20 protein-coding genes and 1 tRNA gene are annotated in these 22,114 nt (G+C 58.5%); 13 read left to right on the top strand and 8 right to left on the bottom strand.

Features of this window, described 5'->3' with window-relative positions; genetic code table 11:
* Nucleotides 1-7 precede the first annotated feature (7 nt).
* The 3 genes from AC2FJV_RS00450 to AC2FJV_RS00440 form a co-directional block, all read right to left on the bottom strand.
* A complete protein-coding gene (locus AC2FJV_RS00450; RefSeq protein ID WP_185956647.1) occupies nucleotides 8-169 on the bottom strand; it encodes a hypothetical protein in 162 nt (53 codons plus the stop codon).
* 47 nt (nucleotides 170-216) lie between these two features.
* Entirely contained in the window at nucleotides 217-777 is a 561-nt protein-coding gene (locus AC2FJV_RS00445) for a pyridoxamine 5'-phosphate oxidase family protein (protein ID WP_496712049.1), read from the bottom strand.
* Nucleotides 778-849: 72 nt separating this feature from the next.
* Entirely contained in the window at nucleotides 850-1,314 is a 465-nt protein-coding gene (locus AC2FJV_RS00440) for a nuclear transport factor 2 family protein (protein ID WP_142635774.1), read from the bottom strand.
* 296 nt (nucleotides 1,315-1,610) lie between these two features.
* On the opposite strand from AC2FJV_RS00440, the gene AC2FJV_RS00435 reads away from it, so the two are divergent.
* A complete protein-coding gene (locus AC2FJV_RS00435; RefSeq protein WP_496712046.1) occupies nucleotides 1,611-2,186 on the top strand; it encodes a TetR/AcrR family transcriptional regulator in 576 nt (191 codons plus the stop codon).
* Between the two features lie 106 nt (nucleotides 2,187-2,292).
* Nucleotides 2,293-3,450 carry an acyl-CoA dehydrogenase family protein gene (locus AC2FJV_RS00430; protein WP_496712043.1) on the top strand — a complete coding sequence of 386 codons (1,158 nt, stop codon included), beginning with the start codon at nucleotides 2,293-2,295 and terminating at the stop codon, nucleotides 3,448-3,450.
* A 93-nt stretch (nucleotides 3,451-3,543) separates the two neighbouring features.
* Here the strand turns inward: AC2FJV_RS00430 and AC2FJV_RS00425 are convergent, their stop codons facing one another.
* Nucleotides 3,544-4,437 (bottom strand): LysR substrate-binding domain-containing protein, encoded by an 894-nt coding sequence (locus tag AC2FJV_RS00425; RefSeq protein ID WP_496712041.1) that lies wholly within the window; start codon nucleotides 4,435-4,437, stop codon nucleotides 3,544-3,546.
* Nucleotides 4,438-4,535: 98 nt separating this feature from the next.
* Here AC2FJV_RS00425 and AC2FJV_RS00420 point away from each other — a divergent pair, with 98 nt between their 5' ends.
* Genes AC2FJV_RS00420 through AC2FJV_RS00405 form a run of 4 tightly spaced genes read left to right on the top strand, consistent with a single transcriptional unit; the run spans nucleotide 4,536 to nucleotide 10,249 of the window.
* Nucleotides 4,536-5,705: a pyridoxal phosphate-dependent aminotransferase gene (locus AC2FJV_RS00420; RefSeq protein WP_496712375.1), complete on the top strand. Its 1,170-nt coding sequence runs from the start codon at nucleotides 4,536-4,538 to the stop codon at nucleotides 5,703-5,705.
* Nucleotides 5,706-5,715: 10 nt separating this feature from the next.
* A complete protein-coding gene (locus AC2FJV_RS00415) occupies nucleotides 5,716-7,908 on the top strand; it encodes a dehydrogenase E1 component subunit alpha/beta (protein WP_496712038.1) in 2,193 nt (730 codons plus the stop codon).
* A complete protein-coding gene (locus AC2FJV_RS00410; RefSeq protein ID WP_282021580.1) occupies nucleotides 7,905-8,939 on the top strand; it encodes an ACP S-malonyltransferase in 1,035 nt (344 codons plus the stop codon). Before AC2FJV_RS00415 ends, AC2FJV_RS00410 begins: the two co-directional genes overlap by 4 nt.
* Before the next feature lie 41 nt (nucleotides 8,940-8,980).
* Entirely contained in the window at nucleotides 8,981-10,249 is a 1,269-nt protein-coding gene (locus tag AC2FJV_RS00405) for an NAD(P)/FAD-dependent oxidoreductase (protein ID WP_496688824.1), read from the top strand.
* Here AC2FJV_RS00405 and AC2FJV_RS00400 read toward each other — a convergent pair.
* Nucleotides 10,236-11,141, bottom strand: coding sequence for a LysR family transcriptional regulator (locus AC2FJV_RS00400; protein ID WP_496688822.1), 906 nt, complete (start codon nucleotides 11,139-11,141; stop codon nucleotides 10,236-10,238). The genes AC2FJV_RS00405 and AC2FJV_RS00400 overlap by 14 nt on opposite strands.
* Before the next feature lie 76 nt (nucleotides 11,142-11,217).
* Here AC2FJV_RS00400 and AC2FJV_RS00395 point away from each other — a divergent pair, with 76 nt between their 5' ends.
* From AC2FJV_RS00395 to AC2FJV_RS00375, 5 genes are all read left to right on the top strand, one after another.
* Nucleotides 11,218-14,430, top strand: coding sequence for a reductive dehalogenase (locus AC2FJV_RS00395; protein ID WP_496712036.1), 3,213 nt, complete (start codon nucleotides 11,218-11,220; stop codon nucleotides 14,428-14,430).
* A gap of 128 nt (nucleotides 14,431-14,558) precedes the next feature.
* Nucleotides 14,559-15,425, top strand: coding sequence for an FAD binding domain-containing protein (locus AC2FJV_RS00390; protein WP_142635792.1), 867 nt, complete (start codon nucleotides 14,559-14,561; stop codon nucleotides 15,423-15,425).
* Complete coding sequence (locus AC2FJV_RS00385) at nucleotides 15,422-15,901, top strand: (2Fe-2S)-binding protein (RefSeq protein WP_142635794.1); 480 nt, start codon at nucleotides 15,422-15,424, stop codon at nucleotides 15,899-15,901. The genes AC2FJV_RS00390 and AC2FJV_RS00385 overlap by 4 nt, the downstream gene beginning before the upstream one ends.
* Entirely contained in the window at nucleotides 15,901-18,156 is a 2,256-nt protein-coding gene (locus AC2FJV_RS00380; protein ID WP_496712032.1) for a xanthine dehydrogenase family protein molybdopterin-binding subunit, read from the top strand. Before AC2FJV_RS00385 ends, AC2FJV_RS00380 begins: the two co-directional genes overlap by 1 nt.
* A complete protein-coding gene (locus AC2FJV_RS00375) occupies nucleotides 18,149-18,394 on the top strand; it encodes a MoaD/ThiS family protein (RefSeq protein WP_142635798.1) in 246 nt (81 codons plus the stop codon). The genes AC2FJV_RS00380 and AC2FJV_RS00375 overlap by 8 nt, the downstream gene beginning before the upstream one ends.
* Here the strand turns inward: AC2FJV_RS00375 and AC2FJV_RS00370 are convergent.
* Nucleotides 18,391-19,098, bottom strand: coding sequence for a lysophospholipid acyltransferase family protein (locus AC2FJV_RS00370; protein ID WP_496688816.1), 708 nt, complete (start codon nucleotides 19,096-19,098; stop codon nucleotides 18,391-18,393). The genes AC2FJV_RS00375 and AC2FJV_RS00370 overlap by 4 nt on opposite strands.
* A gap of 143 nt (nucleotides 19,099-19,241) precedes the next feature.
* Here AC2FJV_RS00370 and AC2FJV_RS00365 point away from each other — a divergent pair.
* Nucleotides 19,242-19,317, top strand: a tRNA-Trp gene (locus tag AC2FJV_RS00365).
* 145 nt (nucleotides 19,318-19,462) lie between these two features.
* Here AC2FJV_RS00365 and AC2FJV_RS00360 read toward each other — a convergent pair.
* Nucleotides 19,463-20,482, bottom strand: coding sequence for a hypothetical protein (locus tag AC2FJV_RS00360; RefSeq protein ID WP_281995326.1), 1,020 nt, complete (start codon nucleotides 20,480-20,482; stop codon nucleotides 19,463-19,465).
* 73 nt (nucleotides 20,483-20,555) lie between these two features.
* The gene (locus AC2FJV_RS00355) at nucleotides 20,556-21,437 is read right to left on the bottom strand and encodes an EamA family transporter (protein WP_496712030.1); all 882 of its coding nucleotides are present in this window, start codon (nucleotides 21,435-21,437) and stop codon (nucleotides 20,556-20,558) included.
* A 77-nt stretch (nucleotides 21,438-21,514) separates the two neighbouring features.
* Here AC2FJV_RS00355 and AC2FJV_RS00350 point away from each other — a divergent pair, with 77 nt between their 5' ends.
* Nucleotides 21,515-21,997, top strand: coding sequence for a MarR family winged helix-turn-helix transcriptional regulator (locus AC2FJV_RS00350; RefSeq protein ID WP_281995324.1), 483 nt, complete (start codon nucleotides 21,515-21,517; stop codon nucleotides 21,995-21,997).
* Nucleotides 21,998-22,114 lie beyond the last annotated feature (117 nt).

Raw genomic sequence — 22,114 nt, 5'->3', positions numbered from 1 at the left:
ACGGTTCTTAGTCTTGGGCCAGTTTTTCCAGCAGCAGCGAATTATAAAGCGCGGGCGGGGATGTCCGAACAGCTTCGGGAGATGCGAAAAACCCCAGCATAAGAAAGGCAATCGACAGAGCGAAACCAAACAGGACTATGAAGGCTCGGTGAAGCGTTAACGTTATCATGGTGTCAGTCCTTGAATCACAAGTTGGGGAATGCTTGGCACTGGGGCTTATTTCTTATTTTCCAGTTCCCGTTTCAGCCGGTCATTTTCCGCCTGAAGTTGGGCCAGCTGCTGGCCCAATTCGTTCAGGTGGGGGCGCAGCTCGGCCTCGGTAAATCGTGGGGTAATGTGACTTGGGCAATTCCAGTCCAGACCTTCGACCTTGATAATGACGGCGCGTTCGGCCGGGGTCTGGGTGCCTTCGGGGGAGAGGCTGGCAGCCGCCGCAGCGCCTTCGGCAATTTCGACACGCCCAAGTATTTTCAGGCGTCGCTGGTTGGCATAATCCATCAGGATCAGCGCAACCCGGTCATTGCCATCCAAATTCCCGCGCGAGATATACTGTTTGTTGCCCGAAAGATCAGCATACCCAATGGTCTGCGCATCAAGTACTCGTAAAAACCCCGCGGGTCCGCCACGATACTGCACATATGGCCAGCCGGTCTCGGACACGGTTGATTGGTAGAACCCGTCGCGGGCCTCGATGAACTCTTTTTCGGCGGCTCTGATTTCGTGACCCTGCACAGAGCCGCTTTCCAGGAATTTCGCATAGGTTTTTGCCGATCCCATCCTTTCTTGATGGGTGAGAACGGCAGGCGTGAAGGTTAGTTTGGAAAAAGCACGTGGCATAATAGGTCCTTTCTACAGGCCCAGATCAGACAGGCCGGGATGGTCGTCAGGGCGCGGACCAAGAGGCCAAAGGAAAACCCGATCCTGTTGCCTGATCGGAAGGTCGTTCAGCGAGGCATGACGTTTGGCCATCCGACCATCCCTATCGAATTCCCAGTTCTCGTTACCATATGAGCGGAACCACTGGCCGCTGTCGTTTCGCCATTCATAGGCATAGCGCACGGCAATACGGTTTTCCGAATAGGCCCAGAGTTCTTTGATCAGCCGGTACTCCTGCTCATTTCTCCACTTGCGGGTCAAAAGCGCGTGAATTTCAGCATGGCCCGCGACAAACTCGGCCCGATTCCGCCATTGGCTGTCCTCGGTATAGGCGGGCGTCACGATATCCGGATCGCGGCTGTTCCAAGCATTTTCAGCCATGCGGACCTTTTGTGTAGCGGTCTCAGCAGTGAATGGCGGCAGAGGGGGGCGGCTCATGTCATGATCCTTCAGGTCAGCGATGCAGCGAGCAGCGCAAGGGTCAACAGAATTGGGATGTACTGGCGGTTGAAGGGGCTGGTACGGCGTTTCATGACGGCTCCATGGTTAACTGATCGGTACATCATGTTGTTAAGGTGTACTGATCGGTACCTATTTGCAAGGGGCGCCTGTAAAATATCTAAAATTTTTCTCTATCCAGGTGGAAAATAAAGAGAATTTCCTGAACATTGGTGGCCCTTGCGGATTATGGAGGGTACAATTATGTACAGATCGGTACGTATAGGAGGCGAATCATGCGCCCAAACAAAAGGGATGAGCTGGTCCGCAAGGCCCTAAAGGTCTTTTATCGTGACGGTTTTCATGCGACCGGCATGGACAAGCTGGTGGCTGAGACGGGTGTGTCGAAGACTTCGATGTACAAACATTTCCGCACCAAGGAAGATCTGATACTGGCGGCTTTGCGCTTGCGGGACGAGAATTTCCGCAACTGGTTCATGCGTCGTGTCGAGGAATTGGCCGACACCCCTGCAGACCAGTTGATTTCAAGCTTTGATGCACTGGGCGAGTGGTTCGCCGAAGACGGGTTTCGCGGCTGCATGTTCATCAAGGCTGGCGCCGAGTTCCAGGAGAAAGAGCACCCGATCCACGTGCAGGCGGCGGAGCACAAGCGGTTGTTGTTGGAATATTTCACGGATCTGGCCCGCAAAGCCGGTGCCTTCGACCCTGAAAGCCTGGGATGTCAGATTCTTCTGCTGAAAGAAGGGGCAATCGTGACGGCGGTTCTGTTGAAAAGCTGTGATCCCGCGCAAGATGCCAAAGCTGCAGCGCGGGTCTTGCTGGAAAACGCGTTGGCCGCACCGATCCCGTGACCCGGCGAAATCTTCCAAAAGACGTTGCGTAGCGTTTCATCCAACGCATTGGATTACTTGGCGGTCCAAATTACGCTGGCAGCAAGTTGATCTTGGAGGATGCGCAATGTCTCTTATTACCCCTACATCCAGCTGGGTGTCAGAAGAGCACCAGATGTTTGCCGAAATGGCGGACCGTTTCATGCAGGACGAACTGGTGCCCAATATCGAGCGCTGGACCGAAAACGGGGTTGTTGATCGTGCGTTCTGGCGCAAGGCCGGTGACATGGGACTGATGGCTGGCGCGATCACCGAAGAACACGGCGGTGTCGGTGGTGGCATGGGATTTGATGCTCTGACCATGTACGCCCAGACCTCGCACGGAGATTCCGGTTGGGGCTATGCGATCCAGTCGATTGTCATCCACTATATCACCGCTTATGGCAGCGAAGATCAAAAATTGAAATGGCTGCCGAAACTCGCCTCGGGCGAGATGGTCGGCGCGCTGGCCATGACAGAGCCCGGAACCGGTTCGGATGTGCAGTCGATCCGCACAACTGCAGAAAAGAACGGTAACTCCTACTGTCTGAACGGATCCAAGATCTTTATCACCAATGGGCAATCTGCGGACTTGATCCTTGTGGCCGCAAAGACCGACAAGACCCAAGGGTCGAAAGGGGTATCGTTGGTCGCGGTCGAAACGCAGGGCGCAGATGGGTTCCGCAAGGGGCGGAACCTCAAGAAACTGGGCATGAAGTCCAATGACACGGCCGAGCTGTTCTTTGAGGACGTCAAGGTCCCGATGACAAACCTGATTGGTGCGGAAGAGGGGCAGGGTTTTTACCAGATGATGCGGCAACTTCCCTGGGAACGCCTGACGATTGCAATCGGTGCCCTGGGTGCGATTGATTTCGCGATTGCCGAAACAGTGAAATACACGCAGGAGCGCAAAGCCTTCGGTCAGCGCGTGATGGATTTCCAAAATACCCGCTTCAAGCTTGCCGAGTGTAAAACCAAGGCCGAAGTGCTGCGCAGTTTTGTCAACGACTGTATTGCTCGGCTTGAGGCTGGAACTTTGGATGCATCGACCGCGTCGATGGCCAAATACTGGGGGTCTGAGGTGCAGAATGAGATCATGCATGAATGTCTGCAGCTGTTTGGTGGCTATGGGTTCATGATGGAATATCCGATTGCTCGGCTTTATGCGGATGCGCGGGTTCAGATGATCTATGGCGGGACAAATGAGATCATGAAGGAACTCATCGCTCGGTCGTTGGACACGTAATCCTGTTTGGAACGCTCCCGCCCCGATCCCTGTCGCCCACAGGACGCAAGGTCGAAGGCCGCGCAGTTTTCTAGGGTGGTCGGAATGACTCGGTCACGAGATTTGGTCGACCTGGCCTTGCAGCCAAGAACAGAACGACTTCAGCGGCTCGGATGCCACCCGGGATTGCGGCCAGACCAGAAAGAAATCGCCCAGACTGACGCCCGGGCCTTTCCAGGCGGGAACGAGGCGCCCGGTTTTCAGGTCGTCTTCGACCAGATAGCTGGGCAGTAGCGCCACCCCAAGCCCATGAATTGTGGCTTGTCCCATAGTCGAGAATTGGTCGAACAACATGCCGCCAAGCCCGGATGCCACAAGCCCTTGTGCGGCAAACCATTGCTCCCAGGCGTCAGGGCGCGTTTCCAGGTGCAGCAGCGGGGCATTCATTAGCCAGTCAATCTGTTCGGGTTTTTTTGGCAGAATTTCCGGAGCGCAAACCGGTACAACGTTTTCACGCATGATCGGCAGGTAGTTGACGCCGTGCCAATCTCGACGCCCGAAATGAATCGCGGCGTCGAAATGTTCCGTTTCGAAATCGAAGGGGCGAAGCCGGGTGTTCAGATTGACGGTCACCTCGGGATGTCGGCGGGCAAAGTCCTGAAGACGCGGCGCCAGCCAATGCATCCCAAACGCTGGCAGGATCGACAGGTTCAGCGATCCTCCGGTCGGATTGGCTCTGAGTTTTAGGGAGGCCTGCGCCAGTTGGTGCAAGCTTTTGCGCGCGACCTGAACGTATTCTTTTGCCGCCGGGGTAAGCTGCAGCCGCATCTGGGTTCGCTGGATCAGTTCGATGCCCAGCTGTTCCTCCATCGACTTGAGCTGTCGGCTGATGGCGCTTTGGGTCAGCGAAAGCTCTTCCGCTGCCGCCGAAGCACTGCCAAGGCGGTCAACGGCCTCGAGTGCCAGCAGAGAGGGGATAGACGGCAGAAAACGACGGGGGGCGATCATATGATAATTCCTCATACCTTTCGGATGGAATATCACTGGCTTTTAGGGCCCGCCAGCCCGATACCAAATGAATATTTTGGTCAAGAGAGACGTTGGCAGTGTCCAGGGATATCGCAGCAGATAGTTTTAGGCGTGCAGACAGGCTGCGCGGGATTGAGTTGTCAGAGATTGTTCAGATCTCTGAGCAGGCTGCGCGCCTTAAGGCGCAGGGTGTCGATGTGGTCGCGCTCAGTACTGGCGAACCTGATTTTCCGACCCCTGAACATGTGGTCGAAGCGGCCCATAAAGCGGCGCTGGCCGGGCAAACACGGTACCCGGCGACGGCAGGGGCGCCGGACCTTCGGACGGCTATCGCCGTCGGGGCCAGTGTCCAGCCGGAAAACGTAATCGTCTCGACCGGTGCTAAACAGGTTTTGTCCGGGGCGCTGATGGCCACGCTCGATCCCGGGGATGAAGTTATTACCGCGGCGCCGTTCTGGACCAGCTATGCGGATATGGTCAGGTTGTCCGGCGGTATTCCGGTTGTCCTGGACTGTCCGGTTTCTCAGGGGTTCAAGCTGACCCCAGCACAGCTTGAGGTCGCAATTACGCCGCGCACTCGCTGGCTTTTGCTGAACACGCCCTCAAACCCGACCGGCGCGGTCTATACTGAATCGGAAATGCAGGCCCTGGGTCGCGTTTTGGACAGGCATCCCAATGTTTGGGTGATCTCGGATGAGATCTACCAACACCTGACCTATGTTCCCTTCACGCCATTTGTTCAGGCCGTGCCGCATCTGGCGGATAGAGTGCTGACCGTAAATGGAGTTTCCAAGGCCTATTCGATGACCGGGTGGCGGATCGGTTGGGGAATCGGGCCATCACCCTTGATCAAGGCGATGACCGCTGTTCAGGGGCAGATTACATCAGGCGCATGTTCCATCGCGCAGGCGGCAGCATTGGCTGCGATTACCGGGCCGCAAACGCTTTTGGGCGAACGCCTGCAGGCGATGCGAGCACGCCGTGATCTTGTGGTTGCTAGGTTGAATGCCGCGGGTCTGGAGTGTGCCGTTCCGGATGGCGCGTTCTATGTCTTTCCCAAAACACCGGCTGAAATGCCGGTCGATCACGAATTCTGCCGGTATCTGCTGGACGAAGTCGGGGTGGCACTGGTGCCGGGGCGTGCCTTTGGTTTGCCGGGCCATCTGCGGCTTTCTTTTGCTTACGCCACCGAAAGCCTGCAAGAAGGGTTGCGGCGCATTTCTGTTGCGACCGCCAGATTGAAGTAGAGGGGCCGCCATGGATCGCGCTCAGATCGTTCATGAGAATTTCCTGACACGTGTGGCGCAAGGCCACCTGCCTGACGGCGCAGCCCCGCGCCCCGGACTTAGCAATACCGAGGCGGTGTCGCTGTACCGGTCGCAGGTTCTCAGCCGGGCGTTGGACCGGACCAGCCGCGCGATGCAGAAGGCGGGGCAGGGGTTCTACACGATCGGCTCGTCCGGCCACGAAGGCATGGCGGCTGTCGCCCACGCGCTGCGGCCCACGGATATCGCGTTTCTGCACTACCGGGATGCCGCCTTTCAGATCGCACGTTCCGAACAAGTGCCGGGCCAGCAAATCGCCTGGGATATGTTGCTGAGTTTCGCCTGCTCGAAAGAGGACCCGATCTCGGGTGGTCGGCACAAGGTACTGGGCTCAAAGGCGCTGATGATCCCGCCGCAGACCTCGACCATCGCCAGTCATCTGCCCAAAGCTGTGGGTGCGGCCTATTCGCTTGGCGCGGCACGGCGGCACCCGCCCGACCATCGCGAACTGCCTGCCGACGGGATCGCCATGTGTTCCTTCGGGGACGCATCGGCCAACCACTCGACTGCGCAGGGGGCGATCAATACGGCGGGGTGGACCAGCGTACAGTCGACCCCTTTGCCCCTGTTGTTCGTCTGTGAGGATAATGGGATCGGTATCTCGGTCAGAACGCCAAAGGGATGGGTTCAAGCGTCGATGCAGCACCGGCCGGGGATCAAATATTTTCAGGCCAACGGTTTGGATATTTTCGAAACCTATGCGGTTGCGAAAGAGGCAGCGGAATACGTGCGCACTCGGCGCAAACCGGTTTTCCTGCATCTAAGAACCGTTCGGCTTTATGGCCATGCGGGGGCGGACGTCCCGACGACCTATATGGCGAAATCCGAAGTCGAAGCTGATGAGGCAAATGATCCGCTGCTGCATTCGGTGCGGCTGTTGGAACAGGCCGGGGCGCTATCGTCGGATCAGGCGCTGAAGATATATCAGGATACCTGCGCCCGCACCGACAGGATCGCGGCAGAGGCCGTGACCCGCCCGCATCTGACCACCGCGTCCGAAGTCATGGCCAGCTTGATCCCACCAAAACGCACCTGCAAACCCACCAATGGTCCGGGGGCCGAGGCCCGTGCAGCCGCTTTTGGCGGCGACATGCGCGCGATGGACGATCCCCAGCCGATGAGTCGTCTGATCAACTGGGCACTGACCGATCTGATGCTGGAACACGCCGAGATCGTGTGTATGGGCGAAGATGTGGGACGCAAGGGTGGCGTCTATGGCGTGACCCAAAAGCTGCAACAGCGGTTCGGCCCGGATCGGGTGATCGACACGCTGTTGGACGAACAGTCCATTCTGGGGCTGGCCATCGGTATGGGGCATAACGGCTTTGTCCCGATCCCTGAAATTCAGTTTCTTGCCTATTTGCACAATGCCGAGGACCAGATCAGGGGCGAGGCCGCGACCTTGCCGTTTTTCTCGAACGGGCAATTCACCAACCCGATGGTCCTGCGGATCGCGGGGCTGGGATATCAGAAGGGGTTTGGAGGGCATTTCCACAACGACAACTCTCTGGCCGTTCTGCGCGATATTCCCGGTGTGATCATTGCCTGCCCCTCGACCGGTTCGGACGCGGTGCAGATGCTGCGCGAATGCGTAAGGCTGGCGCGCGAAGAACAACGCGTCGTGGCATTCTTGGAACCCATTGCGCTTTATCCGATGCGCGACCTTCATCAGGCGCAGGATGCCGGATGGATGACGACCTATCCTTCGCCGGATCGCAGCATCCGCCTGGGCGAGGTCGGGGTACAGGGGGACGGCACCGATCTGGCGATTGTGACCTATGGCAACGGCCACTACCTGTCGCGGCAAGCCTTGCCCGAACTTGAGGCCGCAGAGATCCGAACCCGGATTATCGACATGCGATGGTTGGCTCCATTACCTGCAGAAGCGTTGCGCGAGGCCAGCAAAACCTGTGCGCATATTCTGGTCGTTGACGAATGCCGCCGGACCGGAAGCCAGTCAGAGGCGCTGACAACTTTCTTCGTCGAAGAAAGCCCCGACACCCCAATCGCCCGGGTAGTGGCAGAAGACAGCTTTATCGCGACCGGGCCTGCATATGCTGCGCCATTGCCGTCAAAGGATAATATTGTCGCCGCTGCGCTCAATCTGACTGGAAACCGCTCATGACCCGTACCGCCGTTGTGATCTGCCCGGGTCGGGGCACCTATAACAAGGCCGAGCTGGGGTATTTGCACCGTCATCACGCAAACCGGATGCAGATGATTGGCGGGTTTGACGCCATCCGCGCCAATGCGGGGCAAGCGGCAGTCACGGCGCTGGACGGTGCTGATCGGTTCACGGTCAGTAAGTACTCGCGCGGTGATGTGGCCTCACCCCTGATTTATGCGGCCTCTTTGGCTGATGCTCAGGTGCTGGCCGATGACATTGAAGTGGTGGCTGTCACCGGCAACTCGATGGGCTGGTACATCGCCCTCGCCGCCGGAGGCGCGGTGTCGCCTGAGGATGGCTTTCGTGTGGTGAATACAATGGGGACGTTGATGCAGGACCACCTAATTGGTGGGCAGCTCGTATACCCATTCACAGACAATAGCTGGGCGGATGACCCACAGCGTAAGGCTGAATTGCTGGCCGATGTGGCGCGGATCAACGCGCAGGACGGTCAGGTTCTGGCATTGTCGATTGATCTGGGTGGAATGCTGGTTCTGGCGGGCAACGAAGAGGGCTTGCGAGCGTTCGAGGCATCGTGGCCGAGTGTGCAAGACAGGTTCCCCATGAGGTTGGCAAATCACGCCGCATTTCACACCCACCTTCAAGCTCCGGTGGCTGCGGAAGGGCGCACGCAACTTGGTGCGGAGCTGTTCAAACAGCCTGACCGGCCTCTGATCGACGGGCGTGGCAAAATCTGGTGGCCGGGTGCGACGGACACGCAGGCACTGTGGGATTACACCCTGGGACATCAGGTGACCGCTGCCTATGACTTCACCCGCGCAATCCAGACCGCCGCGCGCGAATTCGCGCCTGACCTGTTCATCGTGACAGGCCCCGGAGCGACTTTGGGCGGTGCCGTTGCGCAATCGCTGGTTCTGGCCGGGTGGCAGGGGATGTGCGATCGGGCAGCGTTTCAGTCGCAGCAAAAGGCGCGGCCTTTCCTGATCGCGATGGGGCGTGAGGATCAAAGGGCTCTTGCGACGACCTGATCCCGCGTCCTAATGGTTTTTGACACCGCAAGGAGCCCGCATTGAGCGACTACGATCAATCCCTTTGGCTAAACACCTGCCGCGAGCATGTGGAGAGCGCCCCGCTGACCAGCGATTTGTCTGTGGACCTTGCGGTGATCGGCGGCGGTTATACTGGCTGTTCCGCGGCTTTGACGGCCGCACGGGCCGGAGCCTCGGTCTGTGTCTTGGAGGCACAGGAGATCGGGCATGGGGGATCCGGGCGCAATGTGGGGCTGGTCAATGCCGGACTCTGGGTGCGCCCTGCTGACATTTGCGCCCATCTGGGGGATGCGGACGGAACGCGTCTGATCGAAATCCTTGCGGCGGCCCCAAGTGAAGTATTCAGCGTGATCCAGACACATGGGATCGAGTGCGAGCCGATGCGCAAGGGCACGTTGCATTGTGCGCATTCTGGCTCTGGTCTTGCTGATTTGAAAATACGCCATGCACAGTTGCGTCAGGCAGGCGCTCCGGTCGAGTTGCTGTCGTCGGACAAGACGTACCAGCGCACGGGCAGCGCCACCTTTCGTGGAGCTCTGTTCGACCCGCGCGCCGGAACGATCCAGCCGATGGCATATGTGCGTGGTCTGGCCCGCGCGGCTGCCGCAACCGGGGCACGCGTTCACACGCACAGCCCAGTGATGACGATGCGCCATGTCGATGGCCAGTGGCTGTTGGAAACCCCGCAGGCCACGGTGCGCGCCAAATCAGTGATCCAGGCCACCAACGCGTATCATCGGAACCTGCCCGATACGGCACCGGCCTATGTTCCTGTCTCGTATTTTCAATTCACTACTGCGCCGTTGTCCGACAATCTGCGCGCGAGTATTCTTCCCGGAGCCGAAGGATGTTGGGATACCGGCCTGATCATGACCTCTTTCCGAATGGATCACGACGGGCGCTTTATCCTCGGCGCAATGGGCAATCTAGAACATGCGGGCAGCGCCGCGCACACCGGATGGATCAAGCGCAAACTGTCAGAGCTTTATCCTCAGCTTGCGGATCAACCCTTGCAGCAGGGATGGCATGGCCGCATTGCGATGACCTCGGACCACATTCCCAAGATCACCCGGATCGGACCGGATGCGGTTTCGATCCATGGCTATTCAGGCCGGGGTATCGGGCCGGGCACGGTGTTTGGCCGTATGGCGGCTGAGAGCCTTTTGGCAGGGGATCCGGCGTTGCTGCCAGTTCCCGCTGTGGCGGAACATACTGAACGCTGGACCCGCCTGCGTCACGCCTACTTTGAAACCGGTGCTGCACTGACCCATTTGATCAAGGCGCGCTGATGTCAGCTGCTATGGCTTCGATCCTTCTGCGCAGCCAACGATGCGCCGGGTCATTGGCCGACCTTTGGTGCCAGACCATGTAAAGCGGAACCGGGGTGCATTCGAAGGGCAAATGCGCACAGTCCAACCCGGCCAGAGGACCTTGTCTCATCAAGGCGGTATCGGTCGAGATCAACGAGCTGCCCCGCACAAAGGCCGGTATCGCGTTGAAATGGGGCAGAGTCACAACCGGTGCCCTGATCTGGCTTTGATCAACGCCCCGCATGACGGCACGGGTGTTGCGGCCATCGGAAAAGCGAACCTCGATATGGTCGCTCTCGCAGTAGGTCTGCCAACTGTTTGGCGGGGTGCAATGGCCGGCATCATAAAACATCATCAGCGGGCTTTCGAGCAGCCGTTTCTGGTAAATGTCCGGCCCATCCGGTGGCAGAGGGGTGACCATCAACTGACACCGGTCGCTGCGCAACAGGTCCGGATCGGGAACGCCCGATGGGATGAACTCCAACCGTAGCCGTGCACCCTCGGCGCGTGTGTCGCGCAACAGCCTTGGGAATATCACTTCGCGTGGCATGTCATTTGTGGCGATGCGAATGTCGATCTGTTCGGATAACGGGTCAAAGGGGCGACCGTCAGTCAAGGCACGCATCCCGTCCAGCACCGTTTGAATAGGGTCCTTCAGGGACAAGGCACGTTCGGTCGGGGTCAGGCCCTGACCTGAACGTACAAACAACGGATCGCCCAGCACCTGCCGCAGTTTGGACAGCGTGTGGCTGATTGCCGATTGCGTGACCCCCAGCCGATCCGCTGCTTTCGAGACCGAGCTTTCCTCGAGTATTGTCAGAAAGACCCGCAGGACTTTGCCGTCCAAATCAGTAAAATCATTTTTATTCATATTATTTATGATTAAGTATGAATGGTTTTGCTGTCTACCGGGCATTAAGGGTCAGACGGGCTAGGGGAGGCACGCTATGGGAATCCGTTTCTTTTCAGACCGGAACAGGCCAGTTCATATGGGCGGCTACCCGCTAGAGCGGTTGGCGCGGCAAGACACAATGCCGGACCTGTCACAGGTGCCGCCTATGGGCGATCTTAGTTTTCGCCGCCCCGATCAGCCCCACAGCATCGTCAATGCGATGGGTGAGTTTCAGACGATGATGGATGCGATCCGCGACGGGTTGGTGAACCCGGCAATGGGCGATATCCCGTCAGATCCGAATGCGCGCGCCAACCATCTGAAAGCCTTTGGTTATTTCAACGATGCGTCGATGATTGGGTGCGGACCACTGCCGCCCGAAGCACTGTTGCCCGAGCCGCGCCGCAACCCTGATATAGACCGGCTGGCTGATGCCCTGAGGACACGGCAAACCAAGACGCTGGCCTCGGGCATTGATGTCATCATGGCGGATTTGAAGGACAGTATCGAGGCTGCGCCAAAGCCAATCGACAGCCACCGCCATGCAATCGTGTTTCTGTACGAACACAACCGAGACCCGGACCTGTCCGAGCCCGGAACCGATTGGATCGTGGATGCGCAGGATCATCGCGCTTGTTTGTTGGCAACCGAGAATGCGGTGGTGATTGCCAACTACATCCGATTGCTTGGCTTTGATGCACGGGCGCATACGGCGATGTCGTCGGATGTTGATCTGGGCAAACTGGCGGTCGCCGCGGGATTGGCCTCGGCCGAAGGTGGACAACTTGTTGCCCCGTGGCTTGGGACCCGGTTCGGGTTGGCCGTGGTAACGACCGAGCTGCAGATCACGCATGACAAGCCGCTGTGTCCGATGGCTCAACAACCGTGGTTTCGTACGCAAGGTCCGGCATGGTGGTTGGGGTCGGGTTTTGCCAAGAATGCGCTGAACCGCGACCCCTATGCTAAGCGCCGTTATGTGGATGGGGCGCATCCGTTCGAAAAGCTCAAGCGCGTCGAAACGCCGACCACCTACATTGATGAAGAAAACGTCGCCCGCGTCCCCAAACGGGCCGACATGTTTGCACGGGCGCAATTCGGCGACATGGGAAAACCCATGCAGGACGCGGCCAAGGGCGGGCATTACGTGCGCAAGGCGGCCCCCAGTTTCGCGCAGCGGCGCGCGCTGGGCGCGTTTGTTCTGCTGCAGGATGGCGACAGCGCCGAGACAGCGCCGCCGACAGATGCCGCCCGGAATGCCGCTAATATCAAAGCGGCGAGCTATTTCCTTGGTGCGGATGCGGTGGGCCTCAGCTGCTGCCCCGTATGGGCGTGGTATTCACATGATGCTGCCGGAGAAGAGATCACGCCGCCGCATGATCAAGCCATCAGCATGATCATTGATCAGGGTTACGAGACCATGGAAGGGTCCAGTGGTGACGACTGGATTGCAGTGGCCCAATCCATGCGCGCCTATCTGCGGTTCTCGCTTATGGGTGGGGTCGTTGCACAGCAGATCCGCAACCTTGGGTACAAGGCAAAGGCCCATACGGTGATGGATGGCGAGGTGCTGCAGCCTCCGCTTTTGCTCTTGTCGGGACTGGGAGAGGTCAGCCGGATTGGCGAGGTCATCCTGAACCCCTATCTGGGTCCGCGTCTGAAATCCGGCGCGGTGACAACGGACATGCCTCTGGCTCATGACAAGCCGATAGATTTTGGACTGCAGAGTTTTTGTGAAAGCTGCAACAAATGCGCGCGAGAATGCCCCTCGGGGGCGATCACCGCTGGGCCAAAACTGATGTTCAATGGCTATGAAATCTGGAAATCCGACAGCCAGAAATGCGCCACTTATCGGGTGACAACATCGGGTGGTGCGATGTGCGGGCGGTGCATGAAAACCTGCCCATGGAATCTGGAAGGCATCTTCAAGGAACGTCCCTTCCGCTGGGCCGCGATGAACTTCCCCCAAGCCGCGCCAGCGCTGGCGAAACTGGACGATGCAGTGGGCAATGGTGGCTTGAACGACACCAAGAAATGGTGGTGGGATATCGAATTGCAGCCCGACGGCGCGTATCGCCCGACCCAGCATCCGCTGAACCGGCGCAACCTGCAGACGGACCTTGCCCTGAAATATGAGGATCAGACGCTGGCGGTCTATCCCGCCTATCTGGCCCCGCATCCCTGGCCCTATCCTTTTGCCATGGACCGCGAAGCCGGGATTGCAGCTTATGAAGCGATGGTCACGGCAGAGGAGTACAAGGCACGCAAGGCCGCCGGGGACATGTCTGTTGTTCACAACTATTCCATCGCAGGTGATGCCCCTGTCATGCGGGTCGAGCTGAGCATGGTCGACCGGATGACGGATGATGTGACCAAATATGAGTTCGCGACGCTGGATGGCGCGCCGCTGCCTCAGTGGACCGCAGGCGCCCATCTGGACGTGCTGGTCGCGCCAGAGTTCCTGCGGCAATATTCAATGTCCGGCAATCCGGCGAACCCAGCGACCTATCAGATCGGTGTCTTGCGCGAGGATGAGGGGCGGGGCGGCTCGGCCCTGTTGCACCGGATTTTTACCGAAGGGCGCAAGGTTTTCATCTCGAAACCCATCAACCATTTCGAACTGGATGAGACCGCCACCAGGACATTCCTGATGGGCGGCGGGATCGGCATCACGCCGATGATCGCCTTTGCCCACCGCCTGCACAGTCTGGGCAAACCCTTTGACCTGCATTACTCGGCCAGTACCCGCGCCGGGGCGGGGTATCTGGACGATCTGGCCGCAATGCCCTGGGTCGATCACGTGCACTATCATTTCTCGGACGAAGGTACGCGCGCTGATTTACAGTCAATCCTGTCGGGATATCAGGCAGGTTGGCACGTCTATACCTGCGGCCCGGATCGGTACATGGAAGGCGTGATACAGGCAGCGGAACGTCAGGGGTTCCCAGACGAGGCGCGGCATCTGGAGTATTTCTCCGTTCCCGAGCAGCCCGAATATGAGAACCATTCTTTCACGCTGAAACTGGCCAAATCGGGGCGAGAGCTGCAGGTTCCCGCCGACAAACACGCGGCGCAGGTGCTGAACGAAGCCGGAATTCAGGTCGACGTGAAATGTTCGGACGGAATTTGCGGCGTCTGTAAATGCGGTGTGATTTCGGGTGAAATCGAGCACAGGGATTTCGTGCTGTCGAACAAGCAGCGCGAAGGCGCAATCATCCTGTGCCAAAGCCGTGCTGCGGACCCGGACGGGGTGGTCGAGATCGACCTCTGATCCGAGGTCTGGAAACGACATTTCGGGATCGAAAAATAGGTCGTTCTTGCCATGGACGCCAGTGTGTTGCTGCACTAACGTCCCTGCGAACCCCAGTGGATCCTGACCAACAGGCGCGAGGTAAAATCATGGATTATCACAGCCCTGCCAGCTTTGCCGAGGCGTCGGCTCTGGCAGAAAATGCAAAAGGCGTTACACGGTTTCTTGCCGGTGGCACCGATGTACTGGTGCAGTTGCGCTCGGAATTGGTGACGCCTGATACATTGATAGACATCAAGAAAATCAATGGCGTAAGCGATATCACCCGCAATGCTGACGGCAGCTGGACGCTGGGCGTGGCGGCGACAGGTGCGGAAATGAGCGAACATCCTGGGTTGGGCCTCGACTGGCCCGGCGTGGTCGAAGCGATGGATTTGATCGGATCGACTCAGGTGCAGGGGCGGGCGACGCTGACTGGCAACCTGTGCAATGGCTCGCCTGCGGCGGATTCGGTGCCAGCCATGGTGGCAGCGGGCGTGACCGTGACAGTCACCGGACCAAGTGGCACACGTGAGGTTGCCGTCGAAGATATTCCGACCGGCCCGGGCAGAACGTCCTTGGCCAAGGGTGAACTGATCTCGGCGGTCAATATTCCTGCACGCGGCGAAAACGGAGGTGATGCCTATCTGCGGTTCATCCCAAGGACCGAGATGGATATTGCGGTGGTTGGCGTAGGTGTAAATCTCCGTCTGGACGGGGATACCATCACCGAGGTCCGCGTGTCGCTGGGCGCTGTGGCTCCGACTGTTCTACTTGTCGAAGACTGCGCCAAGGCGATCATGGGCAGCACCCTTGACGATGCTGCATTGGACGCGCTTGCCGCTGCCGCATCTACTGCCTGTAACCCGATCGACGACAAGCGCGGCACGATCGCATTCCGTACAGAAGTGGCCGGGGTTCTGGCCAAACGCGCCGCGAAAATCGCCTATGCCCGCGCCAAGGGAGAGCAAGCATGAGCAAGTTCCACGTATCCACCACCGTCAATGGTGACACGGTCGAATACCTATGTGACCCACGCGAGACCCTGCTGGACTGTCTGCGCGACAAGCTGAACCTTACCGGTGCGAAAGAAGGCTGCGGCACCGGCGATTGCGGTGCCTGCTCGGTAACTGTCGATGGCCGTTTGGTTTGTTCCTGCCTGATGCTTGGGATCGAAGCAGAGGGTAAACAGATCGAGACGGTCGAAGGTATTGCAGACGGGGACGTTCTGCATCCGCTGCAGAAGAAGATGATTGAATATGCTGCTCTTCAATGCGGTATCTGCACCCCCGGTATTCTGGTCGCGGCCAAATCGTTGCTGGAAAAGAACCCGAACCCGACCGAGGAAGAGACACGGTATTGGTTGGCTGGTAATCTCTGCCGCTGCACCGGGTATGACAAGATCATTCGCGCCGTGATGGATACAGCGGCTGAACTGCGGGAGGCTTCGTAATGGCACTCGACGATCGCAAATCTGAATTCACTTTCGTTGGCACCCGACCGAACCGCCCTGACGGGCTGGACAAGGTCACGGGGCGCGCGAAATTTGGTGCTGACGCCACCGCACCGGGCATGTTGCACGGGGCTATTCTGCGCTCGCCCCATGCCCATGCGCGGATCGTAAAGATCGACACCTCCAAGGCCCAAGCGCATAAAGACGTCAAAGCCGTTGTGACCCGTGACGATTTCGCTGAGGTGCCGTTTAAGCCCGGTCTTGAAGGTGAGTTCTGGAACGTGCTGGAAAACGTTATGGCAGGCGAGAAGGCCCTGTATGACGGCCACGCGGTGGCAGCTATTGCGGCAACTTCGGCGCTGTCGGCTCGTGACGCACTCAAACTGATTGAGGTCGAATATGAGGTGCTGCCCCATGTGACCGATGTCGACAAAGCGATGGCCCCGGACGCTCCGGTTATACGCGAGGGGGCGGCGGATTATTCCGTGCCCGAAGGGATGCGCCCGAACGTCGTGCGCTATCACGAAAGCGGGCATGGCGATGTCGAGGTCGGTTTTGCCGAAGCGGATCTGGTTGTTGAAGACAGCTTCGTCACCGAGGCAACCCATCAGGGCTATATCGAACCTCATGCCTGTTTGGCGACGCTGGGAAATGACGGCAAGGGTGAGCTGTGGTGCACCACCCAAGGGCACTGGATCGCGCAGAAAACCTGTGCGGCTTTGCTGGGGATCGAAACATCGCAACTGCGGGTGACGGCGTCCGAGATTGGCGGCGGCTTTGGTGGCAAGACAACCGTATTCATCGAGCCGGTCGCGCTGGCGCTGAGCCGCAAGGCCAACCGCCCGGTCAAGCTGGTGATGACCCGATCCGAGGTATTCCGGGCCACCGGTCCGACGGCCTCCGCGTCGATGGATATCAAGATCGGGATGAAGAATGACGGCACGATCACCGCAGCGCAAGGCGTGTTCCGCCTGCAGGGTGGGGCCTTCCCCGGCGCGCCGGGTGATATGACGGCCATGTGTGCCTTTGCTCCTTATAACCTGACTAACGTCAAGCAGGTGGGCTATGATGTCATGGCCAACCGCCCGAAACAGGCCGCCTATCGCGCGCCCGGCGCGCCGATGGGGGCGTTTGCGGTTGAATCGGTGATTGACGAGCTGTGCAAGAAGCTGGGGCTGGACCCCGTGGATGTGCGCCTGAAAAACGCCGCCTACGAAGGTACCAAGGCCAGCTATGGCCCGCGCTACGAACGCATCGGTCTGGTCGAAACGCTTGAGGCCGCCAAGGCGCATCCGCACTATTCTGCGCCACTGAAACCAGGGCAGGGGCGTGGGATATCCTGTGGATTCTGGTTCAATCACGGGGGCGAGACATCCGTGTCGCTGGCCCTGTCCGAGGATGGTTCGGCCCAGCTGATGGTCGGCACGCCCGATATCGGCGGTTCGCGCGCGTCGATGGCGCTGATGGCAGCCGAGGTGTTGGGCATTCCCTACGAGAATATTCGCGTAACCATCGCGGACACGGCAACACTCGGCTATAACGACGTTTCGCACGGCTCGCGCGTGACTTATGCCTCAGGGCTGGCCACGATCAAGGCGGCCCGGCATGCGGTTGAAAAGCTGAGCGAACGCGCGGCGGCCAAGTGGGGCATCTCGGTAGATGCGGTGAAATGGGAAAATGGCTGCGCGGTGCCCTCGGGCCCCAATGCGGGCGATTTCGATCCGATGCCGCTGGCCGATATCACCGCCGATATGGGTGCGACCGGTGGTCCGATCTCGGGCCATTTCGAAGCGACCCCGGAAGGCGCAGGCGTGTCATTCGGCACACATATCGTCGATGCCGAGGTCGACCCGGAAACCGGCAAGACCAGCATCACCCGCTATACGGTCATTCAAGACGCCGGAAAGGCGATCCACCCGACCTATGTGGAAGGCCAGTATCAGGGTGGCGCGGCGCAGGGCATCGGTTGGGCGCTGAACGAGGAATATGTCTATGGCGAGGATGGTCGTCTGCAGAACTCGATCTTCCTCGATTATCGTATCCCGGTCGCCAGCGACTTGCCGATGATCGATACGGTGATCGTCGAAGTTCCCAACCCCGGCCACCCGTTTGGGGTGCGTGGTGTGGGTGAAACCGGCATTGTGCCGCCGCTGGCAGCCATCGCCAACGCGGTTTCGAACGCTGCAGGAGTGCGGATGAAGCAACTGCCAATGTCACCGCCGCGCATTTTGGCGGCGCTCAAGGACAATGGTTGAGGTCCACCTTTGGTCCGGCCTCCGGTCTCTGACCGGGGGTCAACAGGTGGTCGAGGTCGAGGCCAAAACCACCGGCGAGCTGCTGCGGGAACTTGCGCGGGTTCATCCGCAGCTTCAGGCACCGATTGATGCCGGTGTATCTATCTCAATCAACGGGCGCGTGATCGCCAGCGGGCTGACTGAACCGATCCCCGAGGGCAGCGAAGTCTATCTGATGCAAAGGCTGCGCGGCGGTTAGCCTTGGGGAGACCAAGGTTCGCGCCCGACCATCCTGTCTGCTTCGGCGGTGATGTCGTTCATATGCGCCTCAAGGCTGAGGCGAAGGGCCTCGAGTTCTTCTTCACTGGCCTTGCGGGGAACGTTTTCGGTCCATTCCCGGCACAAAAAGACGCCCTGATTGCGCCAAGGGCGTGGCATCAGCAGGCGGTCCCAGGTTCCGGCCTCGCTGCCGTGGCGAGCGGAAAAGGTGATCCCGAAGACCCGCTTGCCCGAGGTGCGGGCCCAGACCAGAGGCACGGTCGACAGCACCCGTTCCGGGCCGCGCGGGCCGTCAGCAGCGATCCCGATGGAAATGCCGCGCTTGATCTTGCCGATCACTTCGCGTGACACCGCGATGTTGTTGGCGTTTTTGCTGGTCATGGCGATGGTGTCCATGCCGAACAGTTTCTGCACCCGACCAACCATGCTGCCAGCGCGTGCCGAGGATGTGATCGAGCAGATACGCCCCTTATCCAACGGAAAGAAATAGGGCGATTGTGCCAGTCGCTGATGCCAAAGGACAACGATGACCGGCTCGCCCTGATCGGCCAGTTGGTCCAGCTCTTCATAGCCGATGCGTTGCCATTGGGTGTTGCGGTTAACCATCCGAATATAGCTCGCGATGCGGCGGGCGGTCCAATTCAGGACGGCCTCGCTATCGGCGATTTTCTTGCGGATACTCACTAATGGTGACCCTCATATTGATCAAACCGTGTCTTATAGAACTCAACGCCATACGCAACTTGTTTGTCGTGCGCATAACTGAGGAGGAATCTGAAAAAGCCTCTTGAGTCCGCCGCGCGGCTAGCATATTTGAGGCGCACCTTAGGGGTATAGCTCAGTTGGTAGAGCGACGGTCTCCAAAACCGTAGGTCGCGGGTTCGAACCCTGCTGCCCCTGCCATTCTCTCCATTGCCAGAAGTTTGTGCCAGCTTGGGCGGAATGGGACACGCGTGACCCTTTGCGCAGCCTAGCTGTTACAACTTGGACCAGCAGAGCATTCGACCGATGCGATAAACCGCGTTCTGGTTGCTCAACAAATCACGGTCTAACCCAAAATCGGTGATATGCCACCGGCAAAAGCGGCCAAGATTGGGGCCGTCAGGGCGAAGCCGGCGCGGATGATGTCACCTGTTCCTTCTGTCAGCTTATGCGACGATCTCCAGTCATCAATGTCGAATGTCTGGTCTGTGCCGCCCTGATTTCGGGCAGCCAAAGCGAGGTTAGAAATTCTTCCGTCCAGAAGGACTGCCACGGGAAGAAAGTAGCTGAGCATTAGCAAGCAAAAATATGTGCCGGTGAACAAGGCCGATGCGTTGAGCAATGCGCTATAGGCGGCCCTTTCTGATTCAGCGATCATGGGCAAAGGCCAGTACATCCAGCTTGCGGCAAAGAACATGCCGAAGGTCAGCACCAGACTGGACAGGTAGAGCTGCTGCCGCATCTGCCGCAAGTTTTGCGCCAGCTCAGCTGCGGTTGCTTCGATGTCCTGAGATTCATGCCGACCAAGACACAATATCATTCCGACAATCAACGACCCGATCGCAAGGCCGGCCATTGCATTCACCAGGTCCAGAATACGGTTGAACAGCGAAAGAACAGGGGCCTGCCCGCATTTCCCAAACATCCAGCTATCTTCCGAACCGGAACATGCCGGCAAGGTGCCTTGCGACAATGCTGTTTCAAAAACGGCTTTGCCGATCTGGTGGTAAATCTGCGGGCTTTGGTCGGTCATATGCTTTTGAATGGTCGGCACGAGAGCCAGAAACACGATGGCGACTACAATCGCGATTGCCGCGATCCGGGTGTTTTTTTCGATCGGGCGTGACAGGGTCCGGAACAAGACTGCCACGGGCAACAAGGCCAGCGATAAAAAGAACCAGGACGCGGCAAGAAACCGAAATCGACCAACGGCTTCCTGCCAAGAGCTACCGCTCAACACAAAGTTTACTGGAACGTCCAGTTCATTGGCGATCATTTGGTTCTGGATCAGTTTATGGATTGCGAAAACACATACCGGCAGCAGGGCGATGGCAAAATAGCGCGGTTTTACTCGGCTTTTTGACACGTGATACCTTTCTAGCCCAGGCGTTGCACAGCACACAGTTTAGCACAAAACTCGTACATCGATGCCTGGAGTTTCAGGCGGGCTTTCTGATGGTGACAATCGAACGGCCGGTACGTTTGCCCATTTGCCCCAGCCAGACCGCCAGAAGTACAATACAGACACCGGCGATCTGCACAAAGGTCAGGTTTTGCCCAAGCATGACCCAACCAATCATTACGGCGGATAGCGGGCTGAGAAAGCCAAGTGCCGAGACCGCAGAGGGTTCGATCCGGGCGAGGCCTCGGAACCACAGGATATAGGTCAGGGCAGCCCCGATGACGCTCAGATAACCAATTCCGAGAAGGTTGTTTTTTTCAAGCGCTGGTAAGGCGGGCTCAAACATCAGTGCAGGCGGCACCAGCATCAGCCCGCCGGCGGTTAGTTGCCAAGCGGTAAATGTCAGCAGCGGCACTGGCGGTTGCCATTTGCGCGTCAGGACAGTTCCTGCTCCCATCGAAAGGGCGCCACCCAGTCCAGCGATCAGGCCAACCGTATCAAGATTGATAGCTGTACCGAGGACAAGGCACCCGACGCCGATCACCCCCAACAGCGCTGCGCCGACCGATCTCAGCCCAACCGGGGTGTTCAGCAGAAATGCCGACAGGAAGACTACAATAAGAGGTTGTACCGCGCCGACAGTGGCTGCGACCCCACCGGGGAGCCTGTAAGCCGCGACGAAAAGCAGGGTCCAGAACACGGTGAAATTGAGCGCGCCTAGAATGAATATGCGGCCCCACCAATGACCCCTTGGAAGTTGACGGGACAAAACTAGAAGCAGCAGCCCGGCAGGCAGCGCACGCAGCGCGGCCATCGTGATCGGATATCCGACGGGCAAAAATTCGGTCGTAACATAATAAGTGCTACCCCAGATCAAAGGGGCAACAGCAGTTAGGGCGATGTCGGTTTGGTGTCTCATGGCGAATCCCTTTATCTTGACGTCAAGATATATTGTAAAATCTTGACGTCAAGATAAAGTTGGGCTAGCCAGAATTCATGGATCATGTGGAGCAAATTATCGCGCAGTGGAACAGTGCCCGGCCCGACCTGGATGTGGGGCCAATGGAAACCGTTGGTCGACTGACGCGGTTGGCGGTTCAGTTGCGAAGGGCGATGGAGCATACTTGGGCTCTTCATGACATGAACGCTGCCAGCTTTGATGTCCTTGCCACGTTGCGAAGGTCTGGCAAGCCAGAGGGTCTTTCACCTGGCGAGCTTTTGGAGCTTACAATGGTGACGTCCGGCACAATGACGAATCGCGTCGATCAACTGGTTAAGGCGGGGATGGTCGAAAGAGTGCAAAACCCTGAGGATGGCCGGGGCTTCCTGATCCGTCTTACCCAAAACGGATTCAAAGCGATTGAGGCCGCCGTTTCGGATCATGTAGAGACTCAGCAGCGCCTGGTTCAGGGTTTGTCCCTGCAACAGCGCGATCAACTCAATCACCTGCTCAGATCGTTGTCTGAAACGCTGGACTGATCCGGGCAGGTAAGCATTCTGGATCGGGGTGCCAATTCCGATGTGGCATAAGCCGTTTTAGTGCGCACGGCTCAAATTCTATAATTCTTGGGCTATGCGGTTTCCTCGGTCAGGGGA

The organism is Ruegeria sp. CDSA241 (assembly GCF_059611265.1).
The sequence above is the reverse complement of the archived record's forward strand: the minus strand, read 5'-3'. Positions and strand labels throughout refer to the sequence as shown.